This is a genomic window from Sphingomonas sp. Leaf231 (assembly GCF_001421995.1).
Taxonomy (GTDB): Bacteria; Pseudomonadota; Alphaproteobacteria; order Sphingomonadales; family Sphingomonadaceae; genus Sphingomonas.
On record NZ_LMLS01000001.1, the window covers coordinates 716,867 to 739,839 of the forward strand.

Below are 22,973 nucleotides of genomic sequence, written 5' to 3' on the forward strand. Positions count from 1 at the left end.
TCGCGAACCCTGCTCAGAATTCGGCGGAGAGGCCGACGAAGAAGGTTCGGCCCGCGACATCGTACACGCCGGGATAGGTATTGCCATTGCCGAACGACGACAGCACGCCTTGTGCGAGTGCGGGCGGATCGCGGTCGAGCAGGTTGTTGACGCCGACGCGCAGCGTCAATTCCTTCATCACCGTGGCGCTGGCCGCCAGATCGAAGTAATTCGCCGCCGGCAGGCGTGAATTGACGGCATACGGTGTATCCTTGAGCGACGCGTTGCTCGTGTTGAACGACAGCGCGGTCGGGCCGATGTAGCGCCAGTTGAGCGAGATCGACCCCTTGTCATCCGGGGAGCTCCAGGTGAAGCGCGCCTGATGTCGCCACTCGGGGCTCGGCTGGCCGCACGTGCCGCCGAACAGGCCCTTGCAATCGTACGATCCGAGGCCCGGCAGCGGCTCGGTGGTCAGATCGTTCAGCCACGTGCCCTGCATGTTGACGTCGAAGCCGCCGATCGCGGTGTTCATCGCATAAGCGAAGCCGATGTCGATACCGCTGGTCGCCAGCGATCCGGTGTTCTGCGTGGTCGAGGTGACGTAGCCGGCGGTATTGTTATCGCCGCCGAACAATACGCCGTTGCGCGGATTGCGGTTGAACAATGCGCAGAAGAACGGATCACCGGTCGCGATGCACTGACTGATCGTCAGCGGCACGGCGATAACGCCGATATAGTTCTTCACCTTGATGTTGAAGTAATCGACCGACAATGTCAGCCCCTTTACGAATGTCGGGGTCAGCACCATGCCGGCGGTATAGGTATCCGCCTCTTCCGGTCGCAGTGCCTGATTGCCGCCGAAGAAGCCGCTGCATACTTCGCTCGGGCATTCGATGATGTTGCCATATTGCGCTGCAGTTACGCCGGTCAGCTGGCATTGCGTCAGGCTCGCCTTCGGCGCCTTTCCGGAACACGGATCCTGCGAGGCCACGTTGCCGACGAATTGCGGCTGGAACAATTCGGAGATGTTGGGCGCGCGGATCGCGCGATTGTATCCGCCGCGCAACCGCAGATCGCGCGACGGTGCCCAGGCGACTTCACCCTTGTAGGTGGAGATGCCCTTGCCGCTGATGCTGTACTTGGAGAAACGGTAACCGCCAGTCAGCGACAGTTCCTCGAAGAACGGACGGTTCTCCACGATCGGCACGCGGATCTCGGTGAAGCCTTCGGTCACGTTGAACGCGCCGGAGCTTTCCTTCGTGCCCTTCGCCTGCGCCAGCGCGTCGGCACGGAACTCCAGGCTTTCGCGGCGATGTTCGATGCCGACCACCGCCGCGATCCCGGTGTCCGCCCACGGCAGCTTCACGCCGTATTCGCCACCGTCGAAGTTGATCGTGCCCGAAAGCACCGTCTCCTTGTCCAGTCCCTCGGTGCTGGTCGGCGCATAGACGTAGTTCAGCGCCGCCGCGCTGGGTCCGCCGAACTGGAAGACGTTGAGCGGAATGCAGTTCGGATCGGAGCCGTCGATGACCGAACGGCATGTCGGCACGCCGCCGACCAGATCGACCTTTAGCGCACGGTTGGCGCGCGCGGGATCGATGTCGTTCTGATATGTTTCGTTGAAGATCACGGTCGAGAACAATGCGTTGACATCGTAGCGGATACCCTTGGCGATCTCGCCGCGAAGGCCGCCGGTGACGCGATAGTCGGTGTGACGCAGGTCGTCGCGGCGCGGCCGCGCCGGCGCGGCGACGGGCCGGTAACCGATATAGACGTCCTGCGTCGCGCTGGTCCCGGCGGCATCCGCACCGCACAGCAACGCCGCCTGCTGCGCGCTCATCAACGGGTTGTTGCAGTTGATGCCGTAATTATACCCCTGGAACAACGCCGATGGTGCGACCTGCGAATTGGTGCGGTCATCCATGAACATGAAACTGCCGTAAATCTCGACGGCGGGCGTCACCTCGTACTTCGCGAACGCACCCGCTGTATAACGCGTATCGTTCCGTTGGAAGTAACTAAGCGGCGCATAATTATACCGGAAACTGTTGTCGTACTGCACCCACGTCTTGTTGCCATCGATGGTGTTGTTGTAGCCATCAGCTGCAATACCGGGGCGCAGCGGCACGAAGCGTCCGTATTGATTGTTCGATGAACCGCCGCACGTCAGCGACGTCGCCACCGGCGGCGTTCCGGTGAACACCGGATCGAGCGCGCAGGCCGAGACGTCGCGATTGTATTGCAGGATCGGCTTGACGTCGCGATAGCCGAAATAGGCGGTCACGTTGCCGCGATCCTCGGCGAAGTTCGCGCCCAGCGCGATGTTGGCATCGAAACGCTGCCCGTCGACCGGTGAGCGCGGCGCATTGTCGAAGTTCGCCGCGCCGATCCGCCCGCGATACCCCGCATTGTCGTTGTGATGCGCGGAAAATCCGTATTGCACGTCGGCCTTCACACCGTTCAGATTGTCGCGCAGCACGAAATTGATGACGCCCGACACGGCGTCCGATCCATACACCGCAGAGGCACCGCCAGTGACCACGTCGACCCGCTGGATCATGAACGACGGGATGAAGTTCAGGTCGGTCGCCTGAATCGGCAGCAGCCGCTGGCCGTTGACCAGCACGAGGTTGCGGTTGTTGCCAAGGTTGCGCAAGTTGACCTTCGCGGTGCCATCGGACCCGTTCGAGACGTTCTCGTTGGAGTCCGGCGTGATCTGCGGCAGCCGGTTGAGCACGCTCTCGATGTTGGTCGCGCCCTGCAGGCGGATCTCGCCGGCGTCGACGGTGGTGATCGGGCTGTTGCTCATGACGCCGGGCTGCGCCAGCCGCGTGCCAGTGACGGTGATCGCCTCGCCCTCTCCGTCGGCGGTCGCTGGGGCGGCCTGAGTATCGGGCGTAACCTGTGCCGCAGCAGGGAGCGCAATGCCGATCACCACCGCCGCCATCGCTACCGACGTCAGCAAAATACTCGTGCGTGCCATGTCTTCCCCCTTGGAATCGTTAAGAGAAGATTACACACATCGATCTGTACATCAAATATATTATACGATACTTTTGCATTTTTGTTGTTGCGGGATCAGGCGGTGTGATCGATCGCGACATCGAGCTGCCGACCGGATGCATGTCACACCACCGTCCGTGCGGAGACGCAGCGGCGGTTCGATCACAATGCGAAGTGCTCCCCTGCCTGCTCCAGCGTCTCGAACTCACGCCGCAGGTCGAGCACGGTCTGCTCGATATGCGCATGCATGCGCTCGGCCACGGCGACCAGATCCTTGGCGAGCCACCGATCGAGCAATTGCGCATGCTCATCGTTGGCCCGCTGGTCGCGGCCCAGCGGCTCCAAATGCTTGCGCACATATCGCTCACCCAGCACGTGCAGGCGTTCCAGCATCGTCGTGGTGATCGGCTGGCGTGACGGGCGCAGCAGCGCAAGGTGGAAGGCACGGTTGAACGCACCGACCCCGTCGCCATGCGCGTGCGTCACTTCGTCGAGCTGCTCCAGCGTCCGCCGCGCCAGCACGCGTTCCTCGTCGGTCGCGCGCTCCGCTGCCAATGCGGCGACCTGCGGCTCCAGTTTCAGCCGCAAGGCGTAGACCTCCTCGGCCTCGGCGATCGTCAGTTCGCGCACGAAATAGCCGCGGTTCGCGCGTGAGCGGACCAGCCCTTCCTGCTCCAGCCGGGTCAGCGCTTCGCGTAACGGGATCTTGCTGACCCCCAGTTCGGCGGCCAGCGCGTCCTGGCGGATCGCGCGGTCCGGCTCGACCTGTCCGGCGAGAATACGGTCGCGAACCAGGTCGACGAGTTGTTCGGAAAGATTGCGGACGATGATGCCGGTCATGAAGATGCGCCTCGCCGGCCGTGACATACCGGAAACATGGACTTAGCGCGCATGCTGCGGCGCACGCAACTGCCGCTCAGTCGAAGCGGGTCAGGTCGAACGGTGCCAGGTCGAACGCGGGTGTCTCCCCGTGCAACATCGCCGCCAGCGCCTCCCCGCTGGTCGCCGACAGCGTGAGGCCAAGGTGCTGGTGCCCGAAGGCATAGGCCAGCGCACCGCGTCGCCCGATCGCGGGCAGATAATCGGGCAACGTAGGCCGCGCGCCCATCCATGTCGCCAGCGGTTCGCGCAGGTCCAGCCCCAACGCCGTGACGTGCGCGCGCAATCGCGTCCATTTGCGCGGGTCGGGTGGCGTGTCCACCGCCGCGAACTCGACGATGCTGGCGGCGCGCAGTCGCCCGGCGAAGCGCGTGACGATCATCGAACGGTCCTCGAACACCACCGGCGGCATGTCCGCCGGCCATGCCCCCGGCGCGCCCTCGACATGATAGCCGCGTTCCGCGATCAACGGCGCGCGCAATCCCGCACCCGCGACCAGCGCGGCGGACGCCGCCCCGGCCGCCACCACGGCGACCCCGGCGGTCAGCACCGTGCCGTCGTCCAGCGTCACGCGCGCGTCGCCATCGTCCGCGATCGCGCGCACCCGGCCATGCACCGTCACCCCGCCCATGGCGACGAACCGCCGCACCAGCGCCTCGCCCAGCGCACCGGTATCGACGATCTGCCCGCTTCCCTCGAAGCGCACCGCCCCGGCGATCGGCGCCCTGGTCAGCGTCGCCAATCGCGCCGTTTCCGCGTCGGTCGCCACGCGCACCGTCGCGGTTCCCGTATCCGCCGCCAGCCACGCCGCCTGCCCGCGCGCCGCACTGCCAGGCGTCTCCCACACCACATAATGCCCGTCGACCCGCAACAGCTCGGCGACGGCCGCTTCGTCCAGCACACGACGCCACGCCGGGATCGCGGTGGCCAGCGCCGCACGCAGCGCCGCCTTGCCGCGCCGGAACCGCGCGGGCGTGCTGGCGCGCACCATCCGCAGCACGAACGGCAACCATGTCGCGATCGCGCGCGGCGGCAACGCCAGCGCACCGCCGCGCCAGAACAGTCGCGCCGGCACGCTGCGCATCGTCGCCAGCGAGGCGAGCGGCTCGACCTGCTCCACGGCGATATGCCCCGCATTGCCCCACGACGCGCCGCGCCACGGGGCGTCGGGTGCGACGATCGTCACCTGCGTGCCGCGCCGCTGCAATGCGATCGCGACGTTCAGTCCGACCACCCCGTTGCCGACGACGATCGCCGTCGCGGTCATGCCGCCGCGCGCACCAGGCTGCGCGCGCGCCCGTAAGCAAGGTAGAAGACGATGCCGAGCACGTTCCACAGCCCGAACCGCACCAGCGTATGTGTGGGCAGGCTGACCAGCAGATAGACGCAGCCGAGGATCGCCAGCGTGCCGACGAGGAACGGCGCGGGACAACGGAACACGCGCTTCAGCTCCGGCGCGCGGCGGCGCAGCACCATCATGCACGCCGCCACCGCGATGAACGCCAGCAACGTCCCCGCATTGGCCAGCTCGGCGATCTCGTCCAGCCGGAAGAACCCGGCCACCGCCGCCACGAACACGCCGGTCACCATCGTCACCAGCGCGGGCGACCCGGTCCGCGCCGACACCCGGCTCAAGGCACGCGGCAACAGCCCGTCACGCGACATCACGAAGAAGATGCGGCTTTGCCCGTACATCATCACCAGGATCACCGAAGGCAGCGCCACCAGCGCCGCCAGCCCGATCGCCCACGCCGCGGATGGGTGCTGCAACGTTCGCAACACATAGGCCAACGGTTCCGCCGAGCGTCCCAGCTCGACATAGCTGACCGCCCCGATCGCCGCCACCGCCACGCCCATGTAGATCAGCGTGCACGCCGCCATCGATCCGATGATCCCAATCGTCAGATCGCGGCCCGGATTGCGCGCCTCCTCCGCCGACGTCGCCACTGCATCGAAGCCATAGAAGGCGAAGAACACGATCGCCGCCGCAGCCATCACCCCGCGCGTCGCGCCGCCCTGCACCTGACTGCCGAAGCCATAGGGCATGAACGGCTCGAAATTGCCGCCCGAGAACGCCGGCAGCGCGAAGGCGACGAACACCGCCAGCGCGACCATCTTGATCGCGACCAGCGCGATGTTGAACGTCGCGCTTTCCTTCGTGCCCGCGACCAGCATCCCCGCGATCCCCAGCGCGACCAGCACCGCGGGCAGGTTGACGATCCCGCCGCCGTGTGGCCCCGACAGCAACAGCGGAGGCAGGTGCACGCCCACGCTTTCCAGCCACCCGACCAGATATGCGGACCAGCCGACCGCCACCGTCGAACATGCCAGCGAATATTCGAGGATCAGGCTCCAGCCGACGATCCAGGCGACGCTCTCGCCGATCACCGAATAGGTATAGGTATAGGCGCTGCCTGCCGTGGGGATCAGCGTCGCCATCTCGGCATAGGCGAGCGCGGCGCACGCACAGACGGCACCGGCGATCGCGAACGACAGGATCACCGCCGGTCCGGCGCGATCCGCACCGACGCCGGTCAGCGTGTAGATCCCGGTCCCGACGATCGCGCCGATCCCCAAGGCGATCAGGTGCGGCCAGCTAAGCGTCTTGCGCAGCTTGCGATCGGGATCGCCCGCCCCCGCGTCGAGGGGCTTCAGCGGCCCCAGTAATCCTCGTGCCAACAGCCCCTCCCTTGTTTTCAAACCTTCGTCGTCGCAGCCGGGGCGGCGACGGCGCCTCACACCACCGTGAACCCGCCCCAGAACGGGTCCGCGCGATCGATCCAGATCGTGTTGAACCCGGTCGCCACCGCCGATCCCTCGATCGACGGCACGATCGCCGGCTGCTCGCCGATCGTCGTCTCCGCCTCGACCCGGCCGATGAAGCGACTGCCGATATAGCTTTCGTGGACGAAGCGGTCGCCAACGCCCAGCCGACCAGTCGCGTGCAGATGCGCCAGCCGCGCCGACGTCCCCGTTCCGCACGGGCTGCGGTCGATCGCGCGCTCGCCATAGAATACCGCGTTGCGCCCGTCCGCGCCCTCGCCCTTCGGTGCGTCGGCCCACAACACATGGCTGACCCCGCGGATCGTCGGCTCCAGCGGGTGCACCGGTTCGTAGATGTCGCGCACCATCGCGCGGATCGTACGGCTCAGCTCGACGATCCGCGCCGCGCCCAGATCGTCCAGCCCGGTGTACGCGCCCTGTGGCTCGACGATCGCGTAATAATTGCCGCCGTAAGCGACGTCGATCGACAATGGGCCGAGACCCGGCACCTCGATCCGCAATCCGCGCGTCGCCAGATAGGCGGGCACGTTGCGGATCTTCACCGACCGCACGCGATCGCCTTCGGTGACGTAATCGATCTCGATCACGCCCGCCGGCACTTCGACGCGCAGGCGACCCGGCTCGCGCGGGGTGATGAGGCCATTTTCCAGGCCGAAGGTGATCATCCCGATCGTGCCATGCCCGCACATCGGCAGGCAACCCGACGTCTCGATGAACAGGATCGCCGCATCCGCATCGCCGCATGGCGGGTACAGGAACCCGCCGGACATCATGTCGTGCCCGCGCGGCTCGAAACACAATCCGGTGCGGATCCAGTCGAACCGCGCCAGAAAGTCCTGCCGCCGCTCCGCCATGCTCGCGCCGCGTAGCAACGGCGCCCCGCCGGCCACCAGACGGACCGGATTGCCCGCCGTATGGCCATCGATGCAGAAGAACGTGTGGCGCATCAGGCTGCGACAGCCGCCTTCAGCGTCGGACGGGTCGCGGCGCATTTCTCGACCATCGCGATCACCTCGGCACGGCGTGCACCCTCCAGGGGAAGACGCGGCAGGCGCACGCGCTCCGATCCGCGCCCCATGATCTCCTCCGCCAGCTTGATCGACTGCACCAGGTCATGTTCGGCATCGAGATGCAGCAGCGGCATGAACCAGCGATAGATGCGCCGCGCTTCTTCCCAGTCGCCACGGTCGACCGCCGCGATCAGCGCCACCGATTCCTGCGGAAACGCGCTGGTCAGGCCGGATACCCAGCCCGTCGCGCCCAGCATCATGCCCTCCAGCGCGATGTCGTCCAGCCCGGCCATCACGATGTACCGATCGCCAAAGCGGTTGATGACGTCGGTGAAGCGGCGCGGATCGGGCGCGCTTTCCTTCACCGCGACGATGTTGCTGACCGGCTCCAGCAACTCCAGCGTCGCGAAATCCACCGAGACACGGTACGCCGGCGGATTGTTGTACAGCATGATCGGCAGCCCGGTCGCCTCGGCGACGGTGCGAAAGTGCGTTGCCAGTTCGTTCGGGGTCGGCACATAGACCATCGCGGGCAACAGCATCAGCGCATCGACGCCGATCGCCTCGACCTCGCTTGCGAACGCCGCTGCACGCCGGGTCGTAAATTCGGAGACGCCGACGACCAGCGGCACGCGCCCGCCCACCGCCTCGACCCCCGCGCGCAGCACCGCGTGCTTCTCCTCGACGTCCAGCGAGTTGTTCTCGCCGCACGTGCCGAGCAGGATCAGCCCGTCCACGCCGTCCTCGACCAATGCGACCAAACCGCGCTGCGTCGCATCGATATCGACCGAACCGTCCGTCGCGAACTGCGTCGTTGCCGCAGGGTAGACGCCCGTCCACATGCTCGAACCAGAAACCACATCATCCTCCATGATCATGGGCATCGTATACGATATAAAATACGGAACACAAGGTGTTTTAGAGGCCGCGGCGAGCCGCATGGTCCGCCTCGTTCATGATGCGATTACGCGAAAGGACCCGCGATGGGAGACCGTTCGGTCCTGCGCCGTCGGAACGCGTCCCGCCTGAATTCCGTCATTACCCGTGCGGGCATCGAACGTCCGCCGACAACCGCCGAACGTCCGCGCCCCCAACTACATCTCGCCGCGCGCGCGGCGGATGGCGTACCATTTCTTCACATTGGCGTTATGTTCGGCGAGCGTCGCGGCGAAGACGTGCCCGCCGGTGCCGTCTGCAACGAAGTAAAGCGCCTTCGACGCCGCCGGATCAAGCACCGCGTCGATCGACAGCTTGCCCGGATTGGCGATCGGCCCGACCGGCAAGCCCGCCGAGGCATAGGTATTGTACCCGTTCTTCGCGCGCAGCTCCGACTGGCGAATCCGCCGCCCCAACGGACGCCCCTTGGTCAGCGGATAGATGACAGTCGGATCGGCCTGCAGCGGCATGCCCAGCCGCAGCCGGTTGCCATAAACCGCCGCCACCGTGCGCCGCTCGGCCGGCTTGCCGGTTTCCTTCTCCACGATCGACGCCAGGATGATCGCCTGCGCGGGCGTCTTCACCACCGCGCCGGGCTTGCGCGACTTCCATGCGGTGGCGAGATAATCCTTCATCGCCGCTTGCATCCGCGCCAGCACCGCGGCGCGCGTTTCGCCGCGCTCGAACGCGTAACCACCCGGCAGCACCGATCCTTCCGCAGGCACCTTGACCTCGCCGGTCAGCGTCTCCGCCTTGCGCAGCACGTCACGCACCATCACCGACGGCAGCCCTTCGGGCACGACCACCAGCCGCTGCACCGCCTTGCCGCCCTGCAGGATATCGAGCACCTGCGACGCGCTCGCGTGCCCGGGGAAGGCATATTCGCCGGCCTTGATCGGCGCGCCGGACCCGAACACGCGCGCCTGCAACCGGAAACGGTCCGCCGAGGCGATTACACCCGCTTTTTCCAGGGTCCGAGCCGCCGCGGCGAGACTCGAACCTTCGGCGATTCCCACGTTGGCGGCGCGCGGCAACGGCCCCGCGCCCTTCCAGCCGTAGCCCAGCCAGAATCCGGCCGCGAGCAGGAGCAGGCCGGCAACGATCACGAAACAGCCGAGCCTGCGCATCGGGATGACCTAGACCGCCTTCATCACCAGCGAGGCATTGGTCCCGCCGAAGCCGAAGCTGTTGTTCAGCACCGCACGCACCTGACGCTTCCGCGCGACATGCGGCACCAGGTCGACGCCTTCGGCACCCTCGGACGGATTGTCGAGGTTGAGAGTCGGCGGCACGATCTGGTCGCGCATTGCCAGGATGCAGAAGATGCTCTCCACCGCACCGGCCCCGCCGAGCAGATGGCCGATCGCCGACTTGGTCGAGCTCATCGACAGTCCGCCGATCGCGTCGCCGAACAGCCGCTTTACCGCGCCAAGCTCGATCATGTCCGCCATCGTGGAGGTGCCATGCGCGTTGATATAGTCGATGTCCGACAGCGCGAGACCCGACTTGCGCAGCGCCATCTCCATCGAACGATACGCCCCCGATCCCTCCGGCTCGGGCGCGGTCACATGGAAGGCATCGCCGGACAGGCCGTATCCCACGACCTCGCAATAGATCTTCGCGCCGCGCGCCTTGGCCCGCTCGTATTCCTCCAGCACGACGACGCCCGCGCCCTCGCCCATCACGAAGCCGTCGCGGTCACGATCATAGGGGCGGCTGGCCTGCTCCGGCCGGTCGTTGAAGCTGGTGTTCAGCGCGCGCGCCGCGGCGAAGCCGGCGATGCCGATCGGGCAGATCGTGCTTTCCGATCCGCCGGCCAGCATCACGTCGGCATCGTCCAACGCGATCATCCGCGCCGCGTCGCCGATCGAATGCGCGCCGGTCGAACACGCGGTGACCACCGCATGGTTCGGCCCCATCAGCCCGTATTTGATCGAGACCTGACCCGAAATCAGGTTGATGAGCCGCCCGTGGACGAAGTGCGGGCTGACCCGCTTCGGCCCCTTTTCCGCGAGAACGAGCGATTCGCTCTCTATCCCTGGCAGCCCGCCGATGCCCGACCCGATCGAACAACCCGCACGGAAACGCTCCGCCTCGCTCATCTCGGTCAGGCCGGCATCTTCCAGCGCCTGACCGGCGGCGTCGATGCCGTAGACGATGAACGGATCGACCTGCCGCTGGATCTTGTGGTCGACGCGCTTGTCGGGATCGAAGCCATACGGATGATCCGCAGGCTTTACCTCGCACGCGATCAGGCATTTCTGATCCGACGCATCGAAACGCGTGATCGGGCCGGCGCCCGATTTCCCGGCGATCAGGTTCGCCCAGGCGGTTTCCACTTCCGCACCCAACGGGGTGACCAGGCCAAGTCCGGTGACGACGACGCGACGCATAGGCTTTCCTTCTTCACCGGACCCGCGCCTCTCCCTCGCGCGGACGGTCGTCAAAACGAAACGGCTCCCCACCCTTTGGCAAGGACGGGGAGCCGTTCGGATCGGCTCGTGAGGAGCGCGGGGCGCGAACGCCCCGGCCTCATCAGCCCTTGTGTTCGTCGATGTAGGTGATCGCGTCCTTCACGGTCGAGATCTTCTCGGCCGCGTCGTCAGGGATCTCGACGCCGAATTCTTCCTCGAAGGCCATCACCAGCTCAACGATGTCGAGGCTGTCCGCACCCAGATCGTCGATGAAGCTGGCGTCCTCGGTCACCTTGTCGGCTTCGACGCCGAGATGCTCGACGACGATCTTCTTCACGCGGTCGGCGGTCTCGCTCATAACTTTCCCTCTTTCGATTTGGGGGTAGATTTAAGAATTGCTGAACGCAGGTAGAACGGGGTTGGCTGCCTGACAAGGGCAAGCGTGCGCCGGAACGCCCGATGGCCGCGCCGACAATGCGATGACCGCGCCCTATACGCGTCACCGCGATACGGCAAAACCCCGCACCGGGCGCACTCGTGGCAAGAGCAGCGCCACCACCGCCACAAGCGGCAGAGCGAGCACGAGTGCCACCGCATCGACCGCACCGACGTAGCAGAACCACGCCGCCACGGGCGTCAGGATGACGTTGGCGACGACCGGCCGTGCACCGCCCGGCGCAGCGGGCGGTGCCAGCGCGGCGTTCAGGACCAGCAGCGCCGCGCACGCGACGCCGCTCGACGCCAAATCCGGCCACCAACCCACCGCCGTGAAGTCCGATAGCCGCATCAGAAACTCCCGCAGGGTCATGACGAAGGCCGGTATCGCGAACAGCGGCCCCGCTCCCGTTATGGCGATCATCAGTCGCGACATCGAACCCTCCTGCCACACGATCCCGAGGTCGTGGCACGATCGCGCGGCCAACCAAGCGGCGGTTCACCGGGATCGCCGATCGGGGTCACACCATCGCCATGCCGCCGTTGACGTGGATCGTCTGCCCCGTGACGTAGCCGGCCTCCCGCGAGGCCAGATAGACGACGGCCGCGGCGATATCCTCACCCGTGCCCAGATCGCCCGCCGGGATGCGCGCCGTCAGCTGCGTCTTCTGCGCCTCGGGCAGCACGTCGGTCATCGCCGAGCGGATGAAGCCGGGCGCGACGCAGTTGACGGTGATGTTGCGGCTGGCCAGTTCCTGCGCCAGCGCCTTGGACATGCCGACCAGCCCGGCCTTGGACGCGGCATAATTGGCCTGCCCCGGATTGCCGGTCTGCCCGACGACCGAGGTGATCGAGATCACGCGGCCGAACCGTTGCTTCATCATCGGCTTGGCGGCGGCGCGAATCAGCCGGAATGCCGCCTCGAGGTTGACGCGGATCACCTGATCCCATTCGTCGTCCTTCATGCGCATGGCCAGATTGTCGCGCGTCACACCGGCATTGTTGACCAGCACGTCGATCCGCCCGCCCAGCGCCGCCACCGCCTGCGGCACCAGCGCGTCGACCGCCGCCGCATCCGACAGGTCGCACGGCACCGCGACATGCCCCTCGCCACCCAACTCGGACAGGAACGCTTCCAGTTTGCCGACATTCGAGCCCGAAACCGCCAGCCGCGCGCCCTGCGCCGCCAGCCCCCGCGCGATCGCCGAACCGATCCCCCCGGAGGCGCCGGTGACCAGCGCGGTCATCCCTGAAAGGTCGAACATCTTCCATCCTTCGCTATGAAGCGCCGCTTTATCGCCTCGCCGCCGCTCGGCAAGTCCTCAACCGACGCGCCCGGCCCGCCCGACCCGCACGACCCGCTGGAACATGCCGCATGCAGCCGCTACTGCCATGGGGTCGTCCGGGGGGACGTGGCGAACGACGCGAGCCTTTGCGCGGCGACGACGAAACAGGACGATGGTGTGACAGGAACCCAGGGCTGGCGATCCCGCGTCGCGGTGGCGAACGGCCCGGAACAGGCGCGCGACGCGAACGAGATCCCGCATGCGGATGGCGGGCCGCATCGCCGCCATCGCGGCATCGACGGCTGGCGCGCGGTCGCCGCCGGTTTCGTCGTCGTCGCGCACGCCGTCAACTTCCGCTTTCCGTCGGTGCCCGGCGTGCCGTTCCACCTGCTCCAGCGGGTGTCGGGGCCGCTCGCGCAGATCGGCGTGCAATTGTTCTTCGTCATCAGCGGGTTCATCATCACCTCGCTGATGCTGCGCGAACAGGGCGCGCGCGGCCACGTCAGCATCGCGGCGTTCTACGCACGGCGTCTGTGCCGCATCCTGCCGCCGCTGCTCCTTTATTATGCGGTGATCGTCGCGCTGGCCGTGCAGGGTGCGATCGAATTGCCCGGCAGCAGCCTCGCCTCTTCCGCCACCTTCACCTGCAACCTCGGCTTCCTCGATTGCGACTGGTGGGTGGCGCACACCTGGTCGCTGGCGGTCGAGGAGCAATTCTATCTCGGCTGGCCGCTGCTGTTCGGCGTATTGCCTGCCAACCGCCGGCGATGGCTGCTGATCGGCACGCTGGTCCTCTGCACCGTGGGCATCGCGTGGCGACCGCACGTATTCCACAGCAACTTCACGTCGTTCGGCTGCATCGCCGCCGGCGCGCTTTACGCGATCAGCCCCGGGCTGCGACAGGCGTGCCTGCGCGCCGCATCCACCCCGGCATGGCTGGCGGCGGTAGCGATGCTCGTGCTGACGCCACTGACGCGGTTCGACGGTCTTGCGGTGATCGCGTTGCCGTTCCTGATCACCTACATCATCTTCGCCGGCAACGCGCTCGGCTGGGTGCGCACCATCCTAGAAACACGCCCCTTCCAGATCGTCGGCGCCGCCTCGTACAGCCTGTACCTGTGGCAGCAATTGTTCCTGGCCGCGCCGGCGCGCTATGTCGGCACGCCGCTCCCGCTATTGCTGCTGCCGGTCGCCGTCTGTCTGTCCGTGTTTCTGGTGGAGCGGCCGTTCATCCGGCTCGGCCGGCACCTGTCGCGCCGGTTCGAAACCGCTCCGGCCTGACCTACAGGCGCTTCAGCAAGCCTTCCACGTCGTCCATCGACACCACGCTCGATGCCTCGACGTCGGGCGCGATGCGCTTGACCATCGGGGACAGCACCTTCCCGCCGAACTCGACGAACTCGGTCACCCCCGCCTCCACCATCGCCAGCACCGATTCGCGCCACCGCACGCGCCCGGTCACCTGCTCGACCAGCAAGTGCCGGATCGCGCCCGGATCTGCCACCGCCGCCGCATCGACGTTCGCGAAGACCGGGACCAGCGGCGCGCGGAGGTCGGCCTCCGCCAGCGCACCCTCCATCACCCGCGCCGCATCTTCCATCAACGCGCAATGGAACGGCGCGGACACCGGCAGCAGCACCGCACGCTTGGCGCCCATCTCCTTGGCCAGCGCGATCGCGCGCTCCACGGCGAGCCGGTGACCTGAGATCACCACCTGCGACGGATCATTGTCGTTCGCGACAGTGCAGACCAGCGCCTTTCCACCCTCCGCCAGGATCGAATCGACCGCCGCGCCCGCGATCGCCAGCGCCTTGTCGACGTCCGCGCCCAGCAACGCCGCCATCGCGCCTTCGCCGACCGGCACCGCCGCCTGCATCGCCCGGCCGCGCGTCTTCAGCAGCCGCGCGGTGGTCCCGAGGTCCAGCGCCTCGGCGGCGCACAGCGCGCTATATTCGCCCAGCGAGTGCCCCGCGACGAAATCGGCCTTCTCCGCCAGCCGCACGCCCCCCTCGCCGGTCAGCACGCGCAGGGTCGCGATCGCATTGGCCATGATCGCGGGCTGCGCATTCTCGGTCAGCACCAGTTCGTCGGCCGGACCTTCGGCCATCAGCCGCCGCAGGTTCTGCCCCAGTGCCTCGTCGACCTCGCCGAACACCTCGCGTGCGATCGCGGAGGCATCGGCAAGCGCCGCACCCATACCTACCGCCTGGCTGCCCTGACCCGGAAAGATGAACGCGCGCATGATGGCCTCCTTTGTCTCGCCGCGCTGCTAGGCCGCACGCCCTGTGGCGGTCAACCACGCTGGCCAATTCCGGTGATTTCCGGTATGTTCTTCCTATGTTTGCACAACTCATTTTCAGGAACGAGGTGAACCCGGTCGCCACGGGGCAATCCGGAGCGTGACGTGGTGTGAGCTTTGTCAACTTCCGCGCGCGCGCCACGCCGTGCTTGCGCCGCGAACCGTTCTGCGCCATAGCGGCCGGGCTTCGGGCGGAAGGGGTTCACCCTTGCCGCCCTTTGACGTTGGAACGACAGCCGGAGGGGCGTTGCGCATGGGGCGTACGTCAGCGATCGGCCAACATGAAGGTACATGCATGGCTCTGTACGAGCATGTGTTCCTTGCGCGCCAGGATCTGGCACAGGCGCAGGTGGACACGCTGGCGGAAACCGCCACGAAGATCGTCGAGGAACGCGGCGGCAAGGTCGTCAAGACCGAGACCTGGGGTCTGCGTTCGCTGGCTTACCGCATCGCGAAGAACCGCAAGGCGCATTACGTGATGCTCGAAATCGACGCGCCCGGCGACACCGTCGCCGAACTGGAGCGTCAGACGAGCATCAACGAGGACGTGATCCGCTACATGACCGTCCGCGTGGACGAGCATGAAGCCGGCCCGACCGTGATGATGCGCAAGCAGGAGCGCGATCGTGAGCGCCGCGGCGACCGCGAAGGTGGCCGTGGTGAGCGTAGCGATCGTGGAGACCGCGGTGATCGTGGCCCCCGTCGTGACCGTGAAGAGGAGGCCGCATAATGGCGCGTCCGTTTTTCCGCCGCCGCAAGTCGTGCCCGTTCAGCGCCAAGGATGCGCCCCGGATCGATTATAAGGACGTCCGGCTGCTGCAGGGCTTCGTGTCCGAGCGTGGCAAGATCGTCCCGTCGCGCATCACCTCGGTGAGCGCGAAGAAGCAGCGCGAGCTGGCGCAGGCGATCAAGCGCGCGCGTCACCTGGGCCTGCTGCCCTACGTCGTGAAGTAAGGAGAAGGGCAGATGGATATCATCCTGCTTGAGCGCGTCGAGAAGCTCGGCGGCATCGGCGACGTGGTGAAGGTAAAGGACGGCTTTGCCCGTAACTACCTGCTCCCGAACAAGAAGGCGCTGCGCGCCAATGAGGCCAACCGCAAGGTGTTCGAGGCCAACCGCGCCCGCATCGAGTCCGACAACGCTTCGCGTCGCACCGACGCGGAGAAGGAAGCCGGTTCGTTCAAGGACGCGCAGATCACGCTGATCCGTCAGTCGTCGAACACCGGCCAGCTGTATGGCTCGGTCGCGGTGCGCGATCTGATCGAGGCGCTGCAGGCCGATGGTCATAAGGTGACCAAGAGCCAGGTGGTGCTGGATCGCCCGATCAAGTCGATCGGCCTGTACGACGTGCGCGTGCAGCTGCATCCGGAAGTGGTCGTAACCGTCAAGGTCAATGTCGCCCGCTCGCCGGAAGAAGCCGAGATGCAGACGCAGGGCGTCGACGTCATGGCAGCGGTGTTCGAGGAAGGTCGCGATCAGGGCGGCTTCACCGAGGATTACGATCCGAATGCGGAACCCGGCGCAACCGCCGAGACGCAGTCGGAAGACGAACAGGGCTGACGCCCCGATCCGACGCAACCTGCGCCGAATAAAGAAAGGCCCGCCCGGATCGCTCCGGGCGGGCCTTTCCGTGTGACGATACCGCAGGGGGAACGGCATCGTCTTCGGGGGGGAGATCATGGCTCAGTGAGTGGCGAAGACCGCGCCGACGACAGCAGCCAGCGGCAACAATGCTATGGCCACGGGCATGAGGTGCTTGAACATGGCGGCCCTCCCGGCCTTTGTCGACGATGCTGCCTCAATCATCACCAACTCCAAAGGTTTCGCCGGGCTGACCGAATTCGTCGGACACCCGGCCTCCCCTTGCGACGAAACGCGCCCGTGTCGCCGGAACATGGCAGTCGGCCGAAGGTTGTTTTATCACAGTCCGTCAGGGTGTTCCGGACTAGTAAACATATGGGATCGAATCGTGCAGGCCAGCGAGCGGGAGCGGCAGGAAAAAATGGCGGCCTTGGGAGCTGCGTTACGTAACAGCGTTCGTGTCCCGACCGACACCTATATCACCGGCGACATCCCCACCTTGATGACGCGACTGGGTCAGGTGCCTGCGGTGCCCAGGCCCAAATCTCGCTAGCGCCGGTTGAGGCGGCCGGGCGCATACATCTCCACGTCGAGCCCGGTCGGCACGGCGCCGCCCAGCAGCAGGGCGGCGCCGAGGGCGGCGGCGGCGGGCGCGGTCTGGATACCGAAACCGCCCTGCCCCGCGAACCAGAAAAAGCCCGGTTCCGCCATGCCGTATACTGGCAGCCGGTCCGGCGCGAACGACCTTAGTCCTGCCCAGCGGCGTTCGACGCGAACGACCTGCCAGTCGACCGCCTGCTGCAACCGGTCGATCGCGATCGCCACGTCCAGCTCCTCTGCGGCCACATCGTGCGCCGGGACGGGATGCTCGTCATGGGGGCTAAGCCACAGCCGCCCGCCTGTCTCCGGCTTGAAGTAGAAGCCGCCCCGCACGTCGATCACAAACGGCAGGTCGGCGGGTGCGGGCGGATCGGTCAGGAGCTGCACCATCGTCCGGCGATACGGCGTGATGCCCGAACGGGCGACACCGCTGCGCCCCGCCACCTCGTCGGCCCAGCCGCCCGCGGCATTGACGATCGTCGCCGCCGTGAAAGTGCGCCCGTCCTCGGTCGCGATGCGCCAGCCGCCCGCCTGCCGCGTCGCCTCCGCCAGCCGCGCCCGGCTCTCCACCACCGCGCCACCGCGTCGCGCCGCGGCCAGATAGTCGTCGTGCAAGCGCGCCACGTCGATGTAGGAACAGGTCGGCTCGCTGACGCCGAGCGTCCAGTCCGGTCGGAGTCCGGGGATCGCGGCGCGCGGATCGACCTCGGCCAGCGCGACCGGCGTCCCCGCGAACTCCGCCAGCAGCGCCGCGACCGCCGGCTCGTCGGCCGCACGCCCGATATGCACCGCCCCGAGCGGATCGAGATAGCCACCGTCACGCAGCGCCGCGCCGGACGCCGTGGTCAGCGGCTGCACGCCGGGGCCGCCATAGGTCTCCGACCAGAAGGCTGCCGATCGCCCGGTCGCGTGATAGCCCGGCCGGTCTTCTCCCTCCAGCAGCAGCACCCGCGCCCGGTCGCCGATCGCCGCCGCCAGGCTGGCCCCTGCGATCCCCGCGCCGATGATGGCAATGTCGTATGTCATGCCGCGTGTCGTGCCAGGAAATCGTCGATCGCCGCCATGGCGCGACCACGCACCGGATCGGCCTCACGCAGCAATTCGTGCGCCGCCCCTTTGCCGAACTGCACCAGCGTGGCGTCGGGCAGCCGTCCCGCAACCTGCGCCGCCGCTCGCGGGTCGACGAGTCGGTCGTCCTCGGCGACCAGCATCAGCACCGGCGTGGTGAGCGTCGCCAGCGCGGGGTCTGCACGAAGCCGCGCGGTGGCCACGAACGCTTCGTCCAGCCACGCCCAGCTTGGCGGGCCGAGTCGCAGCACGGGGTTCGCGTCCAGCCACCACGCCTCGTCGGCGTAACGCGCGTCATCCGCGGTCAGCAACGCCTGCCGCGCCAGCCTGCCGGGGCGCTCGTGACTCTTCCATGCCGGTCGCGCCGGATCGCCATGCCGCCGCATCGTTCGCGCCACGCGTCCGCCGACCCACGCGCCGACCGGCGAGCGCAGCCCAAGCATCGGCGCCACCAGCACCACGGCATCGGCGCGGATGACGCCGTCGAGCAACGCCCGCAGCGCCAGATAGCCGCCCATCGAATGGCCGACGATCACGTGCGGGCCATCGTGCCTGGCGGTCCACGCCCGCCACACGCCGGCGAGATCGTCGATCCACGGCGCGAAATCGTCACAGTGGCCGACATGCGGGTCCGCGCAAAGCCGCCCCGATCCGCCCTGCCCACGCCAGTCGAAGGCGGTCACCGCCCAGCCGCGATCGTGCCAGTCGCCAAGCGCCTCGAGATACTTCTCGAACACGTCGCCACGCCCGCCTTGGAACATCAAGGCACCACGGCCGGCGCCTGCCCGGGAGAAGCGACGCAGCGGCCAGCCGTCGCTCGCCGCGGGATCGAACGTGATCCGTGCGTCGGCAGGCAGGGTGCGTCGCCTCGCGGCAGGATCGGTCGTCGGCATCGGGGGCATGGTTACGGTTTCTCAAACCATTTCGTCTACCGCCAAGCACCATGGTGTGGGGAATTCTTGGCTGGCTGTTGCCGGGTGTCATGGGCGGGCTGCTGCTGTCGGCAGGCATCCAGGACGTGCGTACCCGCGAGATCGCCAATGCCAAGAATGCGGCGATCGCGCTGCTCGCGCCCTTGTGGTGGCTGGCGATCGGGCTCGATCCGTGGCCCGGCATGGCGATCCAACTGGCGGTGGCGGCGATGGTGTTCGCGCTGTTCGTCGGCGCGTTCGCCCTGGGCCAGATGGGCGGCGGCGACGTCAAGCTGATTGGGGCGCTGTCGCTGTGGCTCGCCCCGCTTCACTTGCTGGACATGTTGCTGGCCATGGCGGTGATCGGCGGCGCGTTGACGTTGACGATGCTCGCGGAGCGTCGTCTCCGCCGCAGCGAGGCGCCGATCGAGGTGCCGTACGGCGTGGCGATCGCGATCGCCGGGCTGCTCGCGCTTCGCGAACCGCTCCTTAACCAATTTACCCAATAACGGCAGTCATATCGGACGCCGGTCGCGTCCACTGGACAAGGTCACTCATGGACAGTCGCAAGCTCATCATGCTGGTCGGGGCGCTCTTCGTGGCGGCGCTCACCGCGTTTGCCGCGCGCTCGATGCTGGCCGGCTCGCCCGCCCCCGAGGCGCAGGCTGCGCCGGTCGCGAAGATCGACGGCCCCGAGGTCCTCGTGGCCACCCGTGCGCTGCCGGTCGGCACGATCCTCGACGCCAGCGCGCTGAAGTTCCAGCCGTGGCCAAAGGATCTGGTCGAGAACGCGTATTATCTGCGTGAGGCGACCGACATGTCGAAGCTGATCGGTACGGTGGTGCGCCTGCCGGTCACCGCCGGTCAGCCGCTGACGCAAGGTCAGGTGGTCAAGCCGGGCGACCGTGGCTTCCTGGCCGCCGCCCTGGGCGCAGGGATGCGCGCGGTGACGGTGCCGGTGTCGGCGCAGACCAGCGTGGCCGGCTTCGTATTTCCGGGCGACCACATCGACCTGATCCTGACCCAATCGGTCGAGGGCGACGGACCGCCGTTGCGCGCCAGCGAGACGGTGATGCGCAACCTGCGCGTTCTGGCCACCGATCAGCGCACCACCGACCAGAAGGACGATCAGGGCAACACGATCGTCCAGACCTTCTCGACGATCACGGTCGAGGCGACGCCGAAGATCGCCGAGCAGATCGCGGTCGCGCAGACGATCGGCACGCTGTCGCTGTCACTGCGCTCGCTGGCGGACAATGCATCCGAGCTCGACCGGGCGATCGCATCCGGCGCGGTCAGCGTCGGCGACGGCAAGGATGCCAAGGCCGAGGAAGCGATGCTCGATCGCCTCGCCAACACGCCGCAGACCGGCAACACCACCTTCGCCGTCGGCGCCGACGTGTCCCGTTTCCAGCGTCGCACGGCCCCGGCGGCGCGATCGCAACAGCCGGCCCCGGCCAATGTCACCACCGCCACCGGCCCGGCAACGTCCGTCATGTCCGGATCGAGGGTTCGCGTCACACGCGGCAATGCCGTCACCGAAGTCTCCGTCGCAGGAAAGAACTGAGATGCGCCCCAATTTTTCACTGGTGCATGGCGCGGCGTTGGCCGTGGCGCTGGCCGCGCTGCCGTCGATCCCGGTCGATGCGGCACCGCGCGCCGCCGGTCGCGGCACGTCCGCCGCACCCCGCGCCCCCGCGCGCCTCGGCATGCCCCCGGTCGGCGTCACCAGGCCGGCGGTCGAGAAATGGCTGTCGGTCGGCGAAGGCGAACTCATCACGCTCCCGGCATCGGTGAACGAGGTCTGGACGTCGAACGCGGAGACGGCCGACGTCTATGTGGCCAATCCGCGCCAGATTCATCTGTTCGGCAAGGCGAATGGCGAAGCGACGATCTTCGCCACCAACCGCGCCGGCGCCGTGATCTATTCCGCGACCGTTCGCGTGGCGCAAAATGCAACGCAGATCGACCGCATGCTTCAGGCCGCGTTGCCGGGCACCGACTTCCGCGTGACCATGGTCGGACAGATCGCGGTCATCAACGGCAACGCCGCCGCTCCCGCCGATGCCGAACAGGCACAACGGCTGGTCACCGGCCTGCTCAACCCCGGCATGGATGCCTCGGCCGAGAACGCGACACTCAAGATCGCCGTAATCAACCGCATCCGCGTCGCCACGCCATTGCAGGTGAACCTGCAGGTCAGGTTCGCCGAGGTCAGCCGGACGTTCCTGAAGAACATCGGCAACAACATCACCACACGGACCCGCGGCAGCAGCAATCCGCTGCTCGGGCTGGGGTTCGGCCGGCAGGGGTCGATCACGAGTGTACCCGCCGGGTCCGACCCGAACCTGCCGACGGGCGGCACCAGTTTCACGCTGCCGGGCGTGACCAGCGGCGGTGGCACGTTCAGCCTGTTCGGGCGGATGCTCGGCACCGACTTCATCAACGCGCTCGACCTGGGCGAAACGCTGGGTCAGGTATCGACGCTGGCCAGCCCGAACCTTACCGCGCTATCGGGCGAAACCGGCACCTTTCTGGCCGGCGGCGAAATCCCGATTCCGATCGCGCAGGCGCTCGGCACCAATTCGATCGAGTATAAGCAGTTCGGCGTCAGCCTCGCCTACACCCCGACCGTGCTGTCCGACGGGCGCATATCGCTGCGCGTCAAGCCCGAGGTGTCGCAGCTGGATTATGGCAACGCCGTATCGGTCGGCAGCGCGCGGGTTCCGGCGCTCACCACCCGTCGTGCCGAAACGACAGTGGAGCTGGGGTCCGGGCAAAGCTTCATGATCGCCGGGCTGATGCAGAACACGCATAACAACAGCTTCACCAAAACGCCCGGTGTCGGCGATATCCCGATCCTCGGCGCGCTGTTCCGTTCCAACGGTTTTCAACGCAACGAAACCGAACTGGTTATCGTCATCACCCCATACCTGGTGCGGCCGGTCAATCCGGCCGACATCAAGCTGCCGACCGACGGGTACAAGGCACCGACCGATCTGGAGCGCGTCTTCCTCGGCAAGCTGGAAAGCGGTGAGCGAGGCGTGGATCGTCCGAAGCCGCAGCTGGCCGCCCCGCCTCCCGCTGCCCCGACACCCGCGGAGGGCCGCAACGCGACGCCGGCTCCCGGCTTTTCGAATTGAGGATGCTCACCATGACCATGCGTCCGCTTCTGTTGACCGCCCTTGCGCTGTCCGTGCCGCTGGCCGGCTGCGGAGAATATCGTGGACTTGAAACCGCACACCAGCCGGTGATTGCGCAGACCGACTATACGCTCGACCTGATCGCCGGTCCCGATGGGCTGGCGGGCGGAGAGGCACAGCGATTGCACGGATGGCTCGACGTGCTAGCCGCCCCCCCCGGCACGACTATCGCGATCGACGACCCCGCTGCGCAGGCAGTCGCCCGCAGCGACATCGCCACGATTGCCGGCGAACATCACCTGCGGCTCGGCGCGACGTTACCGGCCGGTGCCCCGTCGCCGGTTCCCGGCACGCTGCGCGTGGTCGTGACCCGCGCGACGGCGTCGGTGCCTTCCTGCCAGACGCCCGGCCCACGCGACGCTCTGGTCAACTTCGACGCGCATACCAGCAACACGTTCGGCTGCGCGACCAGCGGCAATCTCGCGGCGATGGTGGCGGATCCGCTCGATCTGCTCCGCGGCAAAGTCGATGACGGACGCAACGCGTCGGCAACCGCTGCCAAGGCGATCGGCGCGTGGCGCAAAGCCGTGCCGACCGGTACCGGCGGCACAGTCCTCAAGAGCGAAACGACGGGAGGCCGCTGAC

The 22,973-nt window shown here is 67.2% G+C and carries 23 protein-coding genes; 9 read left to right on the plus strand and 14 right to left on the minus strand.

From position 1 onward, the window contains the following. Positions 1 to 13: 13 nt before the first annotated feature. The 11 genes from ASE95_RS03495 to fabG form a co-directional block, all read right to left on the minus strand. Complete coding sequence (locus tag ASE95_RS03495; protein WP_056631486.1) at positions 14 to 2,962, minus strand: TonB-dependent receptor domain-containing protein; 2,949 nt, start codon at positions 2,960 to 2,962, stop codon at positions 14 to 16. Positions 2,963 to 3,144: 182 nt separating this feature from the next. Next, positions 3,145 to 3,822, minus strand: a complete 678-nt coding sequence (locus tag ASE95_RS03500) for a GntR family transcriptional regulator (RefSeq protein WP_056631490.1) — start codon at positions 3,820 to 3,822, stop codon at positions 3,145 to 3,147. Positions 3,823 to 3,898: 76 nt separating this feature from the next. Continuing rightward, the gene (locus ASE95_RS03505) at positions 3,899 to 5,128 is read right to left on the minus strand and encodes an NAD(P)/FAD-dependent oxidoreductase (protein WP_056631493.1); all 1,230 of its coding nucleotides are present in this window, start codon (positions 5,126 to 5,128) and stop codon (positions 3,899 to 3,901) included. Beyond that, entirely contained in the window at positions 5,125 to 6,540 is a 1,416-nt protein-coding gene (locus ASE95_RS03510; protein WP_056631498.1) for an amino acid permease, read from the minus strand. Before ASE95_RS03510 ends, ASE95_RS03505 begins: the two co-directional genes overlap by 4 nt. Positions 6,541 to 6,596: 56 nt before the next feature. Beyond that, the gene (locus ASE95_RS03515) at positions 6,597 to 7,592 is read right to left on the minus strand and encodes a 4-hydroxyproline epimerase (protein ID WP_056633108.1); all 996 of its coding nucleotides are present in this window, start codon (positions 7,590 to 7,592) and stop codon (positions 6,597 to 6,599) included. After that, a complete protein-coding gene (locus tag ASE95_RS03520; RefSeq protein ID WP_056633111.1) occupies positions 7,592 to 8,527 on the minus strand; it encodes a dihydrodipicolinate synthase family protein in 936 nt (311 codons plus the stop codon). Before ASE95_RS03520 ends, ASE95_RS03515 begins: the two co-directional genes overlap by 1 nt. Positions 8,528 to 8,749: 222 nt before the next feature. Next, the gene (gene mltG, locus ASE95_RS03525) at positions 8,750 to 9,718 is read right to left on the minus strand and encodes an endolytic transglycosylase MltG (protein ID WP_056631502.1); all 969 of its coding nucleotides are present in this window, start codon (positions 9,716 to 9,718) and stop codon (positions 8,750 to 8,752) included. A 9-nt stretch (positions 9,719 to 9,727) separates the two neighbouring features. Then, positions 9,728 to 10,984 carry a beta-ketoacyl-ACP synthase II gene (fabF, locus tag ASE95_RS03530; protein WP_056631507.1) on the minus strand — a complete coding sequence of 419 codons (1,257 nt, stop codon included), beginning with the start codon at positions 10,982 to 10,984 and terminating at the stop codon, positions 9,728 to 9,730. Between the two features lie 142 nt (positions 10,985 to 11,126). After that, entirely contained in the window at positions 11,127 to 11,363 is a 237-nt protein-coding gene (locus tag ASE95_RS03535; RefSeq protein ID WP_028056834.1) for an acyl carrier protein, read from the minus strand. A 141-nt stretch (positions 11,364 to 11,504) separates the two neighbouring features. Further along, positions 11,505 to 11,876: a hypothetical protein gene (locus ASE95_RS03540; protein ID WP_156347865.1), complete on the minus strand. Its 372-nt coding sequence runs from the start codon at positions 11,874 to 11,876 to the stop codon at positions 11,505 to 11,507. A gap of 85 nt (positions 11,877 to 11,961) precedes the next feature. After that, on the minus strand, positions 11,962 to 12,705 hold the full coding sequence (gene fabG / locus ASE95_RS03545) for a 3-oxoacyl-[acyl-carrier-protein] reductase (protein ID WP_056631516.1): 744 nt from the start codon (positions 12,703 to 12,705) through the stop codon (positions 11,962 to 11,964). 15 nt (positions 12,706 to 12,720) lie between these two features. Here fabG and ASE95_RS03550 point away from each other — a divergent pair, with 15 nt between their 5' ends. Then, positions 12,721 to 14,007 carry an acyltransferase family protein gene (locus tag ASE95_RS03550; RefSeq protein WP_056631519.1) on the plus strand — a complete coding sequence of 429 codons (1,287 nt, stop codon included), beginning with the start codon at positions 12,721 to 12,723 and terminating at the stop codon, positions 14,005 to 14,007. Position 14,008: 1 nt separating this feature from the next. On the opposite strand, the gene fabD is transcribed toward ASE95_RS03550, so the two are convergent. Then, complete coding sequence (gene fabD / locus ASE95_RS03555) at positions 14,009 to 14,968, minus strand: ACP S-malonyltransferase (RefSeq protein ID WP_056631521.1); 960 nt, start codon at positions 14,966 to 14,968, stop codon at positions 14,009 to 14,011. A 352-nt stretch (positions 14,969 to 15,320) separates the two neighbouring features. Between fabD and rpsF the strand changes: the two genes are divergently transcribed. From rpsF to ASE95_RS17535, 4 genes are all read left to right on the plus strand, one after another. Continuing rightward, positions 15,321 to 15,755: a 30S ribosomal protein S6 gene (rpsF, locus tag ASE95_RS03560; RefSeq protein ID WP_056631524.1), complete on the plus strand. Its 435-nt coding sequence runs from the start codon at positions 15,321 to 15,323 to the stop codon at positions 15,753 to 15,755. Beyond that, the gene (gene rpsR, locus ASE95_RS03565) at positions 15,755 to 15,979 is read left to right on the plus strand and encodes a 30S ribosomal protein S18 (protein ID WP_007403456.1); all 225 of its coding nucleotides are present in this window, start codon (positions 15,755 to 15,757) and stop codon (positions 15,977 to 15,979) included. Before rpsF ends, rpsR begins: the two co-directional genes overlap by 1 nt. Positions 15,980 to 15,991: 12 nt before the next feature. Continuing rightward, entirely contained in the window at positions 15,992 to 16,585 is a 594-nt protein-coding gene (rplI, locus tag ASE95_RS03570) for a 50S ribosomal protein L9 (RefSeq protein WP_056631526.1), read from the plus strand. Positions 16,586 to 16,715: 130 nt separating this feature from the next. Beyond that, positions 16,716 to 17,159: a hypothetical protein gene (locus ASE95_RS17535; protein WP_156347866.1), complete on the plus strand. Its 444-nt coding sequence runs from the start codon at positions 16,716 to 16,718 to the stop codon at positions 17,157 to 17,159. Here the strand turns inward: ASE95_RS17535 and ASE95_RS03575 are convergent. Together ASE95_RS03575 and ASE95_RS03580 are read right to left on the minus strand one after the other, a co-directional pair. Then, the gene (locus tag ASE95_RS03575; RefSeq protein WP_056631527.1) at positions 17,156 to 18,232 is read right to left on the minus strand and encodes an NAD(P)/FAD-dependent oxidoreductase; all 1,077 of its coding nucleotides are present in this window, start codon (positions 18,230 to 18,232) and stop codon (positions 17,156 to 17,158) included. The genes ASE95_RS17535 and ASE95_RS03575 overlap by 4 nt on opposite strands. Next, positions 18,229 to 19,176 (minus strand): alpha/beta fold hydrolase, encoded by a 948-nt coding sequence (locus ASE95_RS03580; RefSeq protein ID WP_056631528.1) that lies wholly within the window; start codon positions 19,174 to 19,176, stop codon positions 18,229 to 18,231. The genes ASE95_RS03575 and ASE95_RS03580 overlap by 4 nt, the downstream gene beginning before the upstream one ends. A gap of 41 nt (positions 19,177 to 19,217) precedes the next feature. Here ASE95_RS03580 and ASE95_RS03585 point away from each other — a divergent pair, with 41 nt between their 5' ends. The 4 genes from ASE95_RS03585 to ASE95_RS03600 are packed head-to-tail and all read left to right on the plus strand — an operon-like array spanning position 19,218 to position 22,972. Further along, positions 19,218 to 19,694: an A24 family peptidase gene (locus tag ASE95_RS03585; protein WP_056631529.1), complete on the plus strand. Its 477-nt coding sequence runs from the start codon at positions 19,218 to 19,220 to the stop codon at positions 19,692 to 19,694. Positions 19,695 to 19,741: 47 nt separating this feature from the next. Continuing rightward, a complete protein-coding gene (gene cpaB, locus ASE95_RS03590) occupies positions 19,742 to 20,752 on the plus strand; it encodes a Flp pilus assembly protein CpaB (RefSeq protein WP_056631532.1) in 1,011 nt (336 codons plus the stop codon). A 1-nt stretch (position 20,753) separates the two neighbouring features. Further along, positions 20,754 to 22,328, plus strand: coding sequence for a type II and III secretion system protein family protein (locus tag ASE95_RS03595; RefSeq protein ID WP_056631535.1), 1,575 nt, complete (start codon positions 20,754 to 20,756; stop codon positions 22,326 to 22,328). An 11-nt stretch (positions 22,329 to 22,339) separates the two neighbouring features. After that, positions 22,340 to 22,972 carry a CpaD family pilus assembly lipoprotein gene (locus tag ASE95_RS03600; RefSeq protein WP_162234659.1) on the plus strand — a complete coding sequence of 211 codons (633 nt, stop codon included), beginning with the start codon at positions 22,340 to 22,342 and terminating at the stop codon, positions 22,970 to 22,972. The last annotated feature ends 1 nt before the right edge of the window (position 22,973 follow it).

Excerpts from the sequence above, each read along its gene's own strand:
- ASE95_RS03515 (WP_056633108.1), bottom strand. The coding sequence starts at position 7,592 with ATGCGCCACACGTTCTTCTGCATCGATGGCCATACGGCGGGCAATCCG.
- ASE95_RS03520 (WP_056633111.1), bottom strand. The coding sequence starts at position 8,527 with ATGGAGGATGATGTGGTTTCTGGTTCGAGCATGTGGACGGGCGTCTAC.
- ASE95_RS03535 (WP_028056834.1), bottom strand. The coding sequence starts at position 11,363 with ATGAGCGAGACCGCCGACCGCGTGAAGAAGATCGTCGTCGAGCATCTC.
- rpsR (WP_007403456.1), top strand. The coding sequence starts at position 15,755 with ATGGCGCGTCCGTTTTTCCGCCGCCGCAAGTCGTGCCCGTTCAGCGCC.
- ASE95_RS03495 (WP_056631486.1), bottom strand. The coding sequence starts at position 2,962 with ATGGCACGCACGAGTATTTTGCTGACGTCGGTAGCGATGGCGGCGGTG.
- ASE95_RS03595 (WP_056631535.1), top strand. The coding sequence starts at position 20,754 with ATGCGCCCCAATTTTTCACTGGTGCATGGCGCGGCGTTGGCCGTGGCG.
- mltG (WP_056631502.1), bottom strand. The coding sequence starts at position 9,718 with ATGCGCAGGCTCGGCTGTTTCGTGATCGTTGCCGGCCTGCTCCTGCTC.
- fabG (WP_056631516.1), bottom strand. The coding sequence starts at position 12,705 with ATGTTCGACCTTTCAGGGATGACCGCGCTGGTCACCGGCGCCTCCGGG.
- ASE95_RS03550 (WP_056631519.1), top strand. The coding sequence starts at position 12,721 with ATGAAGCGCCGCTTTATCGCCTCGCCGCCGCTCGGCAAGTCCTCAACC.
- ASE95_RS03580 (WP_056631528.1), bottom strand. The coding sequence starts at position 19,176 with ATGCCCCCGATGCCGACGACCGATCCTGCCGCGAGGCGACGCACCCTG.
- fabF (WP_056631507.1), bottom strand. The coding sequence starts at position 10,984 with ATGCGTCGCGTCGTCGTCACCGGACTTGGCCTGGTCACCCCGTTGGGT.
- rplI (WP_056631526.1), top strand. The coding sequence starts at position 15,992 with ATGGATATCATCCTGCTTGAGCGCGTCGAGAAGCTCGGCGGCATCGGC.
- ASE95_RS03600 (WP_162234659.1), top strand. The coding sequence starts at position 22,340 with ATGACCATGCGTCCGCTTCTGTTGACCGCCCTTGCGCTGTCCGTGCCG.
- ASE95_RS03540 (WP_156347865.1), bottom strand. The coding sequence starts at position 11,876 with ATGTCGCGACTGATGATCGCCATAACGGGAGCGGGGCCGCTGTTCGCG.
- ASE95_RS03505 (WP_056631493.1), bottom strand. The coding sequence starts at position 5,128 with ATGACCGCGACGGCGATCGTCGTCGGCAACGGGGTGGTCGGACTGAAC.
- ASE95_RS03500 (WP_056631490.1), bottom strand. The coding sequence starts at position 3,822 with ATGACCGGCATCATCGTCCGCAATCTTTCCGAACAACTCGTCGACCTG.
- cpaB (WP_056631532.1), top strand. The coding sequence starts at position 19,742 with ATGGACAGTCGCAAGCTCATCATGCTGGTCGGGGCGCTCTTCGTGGCG.
- fabD (WP_056631521.1), bottom strand. The coding sequence starts at position 14,968 with ATGCGCGCGTTCATCTTTCCGGGTCAGGGCAGCCAGGCGGTAGGTATG.
- rpsF (WP_056631524.1), top strand. The coding sequence starts at position 15,321 with ATGGCTCTGTACGAGCATGTGTTCCTTGCGCGCCAGGATCTGGCACAG.
- ASE95_RS03575 (WP_056631527.1), bottom strand. The coding sequence starts at position 18,232 with ATGACATACGACATTGCCATCATCGGCGCGGGGATCGCAGGGGCCAGC.
- ASE95_RS03585 (WP_056631529.1), top strand. The coding sequence starts at position 19,218 with ATGGTGTGGGGAATTCTTGGCTGGCTGTTGCCGGGTGTCATGGGCGGG.